Origin of the sequence: Anoxybacillus thermarum (assembly GCF_000836725.1) — a bacterium.
GTDB classification, from domain to species: domain Bacteria; phylum Bacillota; class Bacilli; order Bacillales; family Anoxybacillaceae; genus Anoxybacillus; species Anoxybacillus thermarum.
Window position 1 is genome coordinate 1 of record NZ_JXTH01000111.1, and the last position, 3,594, is coordinate 3,594.

The following is a 3,594-nucleotide window of genomic DNA, read 5'->3' on the forward strand; positions in this document are numbered from 1 at the left end:
CCGGCACGGTAGTCACCTACCGCAGGATTTTAAGTCCTGTGCGTCTGCCAATTCCGCCACCCCGGCATAGGCATGTTGGAGCGGAAGACGGGACTCGAACCCGCGACCCCCACCTTGGCAAGGTGGTGTTCTACCACTGAACTACTTCCGCATTATGCGGGTGGAGGGACTTGAACCCCCACGCCAGAGGCGCCAGATCCTAAGTCTGGTGCGTCTGCCAATTCCGCCACACCCGCATCATGGTGAGCCATGGAGGACTCGAACCTCCGACCCTCTGATTAAAAGTCAGATGCTCTACCGACTGAGCTAATGGCTCAAAACGATCTGGTGCCGGCTGCAGGACTTGAACCCGCAACCTACTGATTACAAGTCAGTTGCTCTACCAATTGAGCTAAGCCGGCATAATATGAAGTGCATAAAAATTTTAGATGAAGCAAACTAAGACAACATCATTCAAAATGGTGGCTCGGGACGGAATCGAACCGCCGACACAAGGATTTTCAGTCCTTTGCTCTACCGACTGAGCTACCGAGCCATATAGATAGTAGCTTTATCGTTAAATTATTCAGAAGCACAACGTCCTTCGTCCCGCTCTCAGTTTGCTTACTTAAGATGTAGCTCGAGCGGTACGCTGTAGCCTTACCAAAGAAGTCAACTCAAACGTGCTCTACCGACTGAGCGCTACCAAACCATACAATGGCGGTCCCGACGGGACTCGAACCCGCGATCTCCTGCGTGACAGGCAGGCATGTTAACCACTACACTACGGGACCAATATTGGTTGCGGGGGCAGGATTTGAACCTGCGACCTTCGGGTTATGAGCCCGACGAGCTACCTGGCTGCTCCACCCCGCGACGATGAAATGAATGGAGAAAAATGCTCCAATACACTTTATAACATATGGTGGAGGATGACGGGATCGAACCGCCGACCCCTTGCTTGTAAGGCAAGTGCTCTCCCAGCTGAGCTAATCCTCCGTTACATCTTGCCCGGCAACGTCCTACTCTCGCAGGCGGTGTCCCGCCAACTACCATCGGCGCTGGAGAGCTTAACTTCCGTGTTCGGGATGGGAACGGGTGTGACCTCTCCGCCATCGTCACCGAGCAATAATGCTTTAGACAAATGTTATTATAAAGGAATATTTTTTGTTGTCAAGCTTTTTTTATTCCTTCAAAACTAGATAACAGGGCTTGCGTAGTGGCCTACGCTTTTCTCATGTGTTTAGTTAAGTCCTCGATCGATTAGTATCCGTCAGCTGCACGTGTCGCCACGCTTCCACCTCGGACCTATCTACCTTGTCATCTTCAAGGGATCTTACTCGCTTGACGCGATGGGAAATCTCATCTTGAGGGGGGCTTCACGCTTAGATGCTTTCAGCGCTTATCCCTTCCGCACATAGCTACCCAGCTGTGCTCCTGGCGGAACAACTGGTACACCAGCGGTGCGTCCATCCCGGTCCTCTCGTACTAAGGACAGCTCCTCTCAAATTTCCTACGCCCATCCGTTGAGCGATGGCCCTTCCATTCGGAACCACCGGATCACTAAGCCCGACTTTCGTCCCTGCTCGACTTGTAGGTCTCGCAGTCAAGCTCCCTTCTGCCTTTACACTCTACGAATGATTTCCAACCATTCTGAGGGAACCTTTGGGCGCCTCCGTTACGCTTTGGGAGGCGACCGCCCCAGTCAAACTGCCCACCTGACACTGTCTCCCACCCCGATCAGGGGTGCGGGTTAGAATCTCAGTACGACAAGGGTGGTATCCCAACGGCGACTCCACCTAGACTGGCGTCCAGGCTTCTCAGTCTCCCACCTATGCTGTACATGTCGCACCAACATTCAATATCAGGCTGCAGTAAAGCTCCACGGGGTCTTTCCGTCCTGTCGCGGGTAACCTGCATCTTCACAGGTACTATGATTTCACCGGGTCTCTCGTTGAGACAGTGCCCAAGTCGTTACACCTTTCGTGCGGGTCGGAACTTACCCGACAAGGAATTTCGCTACCTTAGGACCGTTATAGTTACGGCCGCCGTTTACTGGGGCTTCGGTTCGCACCTTCGCTTGCGCTAAGCGCTCCCCTTAACCTTCCAGCACCGGGCAGGTGTCAGCCCCTATACTTCGCCTTACGGCTTCGCAGAGACCTGTGTTTTTGATAAACAGTCGCTTGGGCCTTTTCACTGCGGCTCCCCTGGGCTATTCACCCGAGGGAGCACCCCTTCTCCCGAAGTTACGGGGTCATTTTGCCGAGTTCCTTAACGAGAGTTCTCCCGCGCACCTTAGGATTCTCTCCTCGCCTACCTGTGTCGGTTTGCGGTACGGGCACCTCTCACCTCGCTAGAGGCTTTTCTTGGCAGTGTGGAATCAGGCACTTCGGTACTTTTTTTCCCTCGCCATCACAGCTCAGCCTACTCAAGCGGATTTGCCTACTTGAGGCGCCTAACTGCTTGGACGCGCACAACCAGTCGCGCGCTGACCCTATCCTCCTGCGTCCCCCCATTGCTCAAACGGTGAGGAGGTGGTACAGGAATATCAACCTGTTGTCCATCGCCTACGCCTTTCGGCCTCGGCTTAGGTCCCGACTAACCCTGAGCGGACGAGCCTTCCTCAGGAAACCTTAGGCTTTCGGTGCAGAGGATTCTCACCTCTGTTTTCGCTACTCACACCGGCATTCTCACTTCTAAGCGCTCCACTAGTCCTTCCGGTCTAGCTTCGACGCCCTTAGAACGCTCCCCTACCGACGACGCAAGTCGTCCCACAGCTTCGGTGATACGTTTAGCCCCGGTACATTTTCGGCGCAGAGTCACTCGACCAGTGAGCTATTACGCACTCTTTAAATGGTGGCTGCTTCTAAGCCAACATCCTGGTTGTCTAAGCAACTCCACATCCTTTTCCACTTAACGTATACTTTGGGACCTTAGCTGGTGATCTGGGCTGTTTCCCTCTTGACCACGGATCTTATCACTCGTAGTCTGACTCCCGAGTATAAGTCATTGGCATTCGGAGTTTGACTGAGTTCGGTAACCCGATGAGGGCCCCTAGCCCAATCAGTGCTCTACCTCCAAGACTCTTCACTCGAGGCTAGCCCTAAAGCTATTTCGGGGAGAACCAGCTATCTCCAAGTTCGATTGGCATTTCACCCCTACCCACACCTCATCCCCGCACTTTTCAACGTGCGTGGGTTCGGGCCTCCAGTAGGTATTACCCTACCTTCACCCTGGACATGGGTAGATCACCTGGTTTCGGGTCTACGACCTCGTACTATACGCCCTATTCAGACTCGCTTTCGCTACGGCTCCGTCTTTTCGACTTAACCTCGCACGAGATCGTAACTCGCCGGTTCATTCTACAAAAGGCACGCCATCACCCATAAACGGGCTCTGACTACTTGTAGGCACACGGTTTCAGGTTCTCTTTCACTCCCCTCCCGGGGTGCTTTTCACCTTTCCCTCACGGTACTGGTTCACTATCGGTCACTAGGGAGTATTTAGCCTTGGGAGATGGTCCTCCCTGCTTCCGACGGGATTCCTCGTGTCCCGCCGTACTCAGGATCCACTCAGGAGGGAACGAAGTTTCGACTACAGGGCTGTTACCTTCTG

General features: G+C 53.6%; 8 tRNA genes and 2 rRNA genes. All 10 read right to left on the bottom strand.

Annotated elements, in window-relative coordinates:
- Nucleotides 1-76 precede the first annotated feature (76 nt).
- Nucleotides 77-151: transfer RNA gene (locus LH47_RS14430), tRNA-Gly, on the bottom strand.
- Nucleotides 152-155: 4 nt separating this feature from the next.
- Nucleotides 156-236 (bottom strand) — tRNA-Leu (locus tag LH47_RS14435).
- Between the two features lie 4 nt (nt 237-240).
- A tRNA-Lys gene (locus LH47_RS14440) sits at nt 241-316 on the bottom strand.
- 9 nt (nt 317-325) lie between these two features.
- Nucleotides 326-401, bottom strand: a tRNA-Thr gene (locus LH47_RS14445).
- A 58-nt stretch (nt 402-459) separates the two neighbouring features.
- A tRNA-Phe gene (locus LH47_RS14450) sits at nt 460-535 on the bottom strand.
- Between the two features lie 162 nt (nt 536-697).
- Nucleotides 698-773: transfer RNA gene (locus tag LH47_RS14455), tRNA-Asp, on the bottom strand.
- A 5-nt stretch (nt 774-778) separates the two neighbouring features.
- A tRNA-Met gene (locus tag LH47_RS14460) sits at nt 779-855 on the bottom strand.
- A 47-nt stretch (nt 856-902) separates the two neighbouring features.
- Nucleotides 903-978 (bottom strand) — tRNA-Val (locus tag LH47_RS14465).
- A gap of 10 nt (nt 979-988) precedes the next feature.
- A 5S ribosomal RNA gene (gene rrf, locus LH47_RS14470) occupies nt 989-1,105 on the bottom strand.
- Between the two features lie 117 nt (nt 1,106-1,222).
- Nucleotides 1,223-3,594 (bottom strand): 23S ribosomal RNA (locus tag LH47_RS14475); the annotation flags it as partial.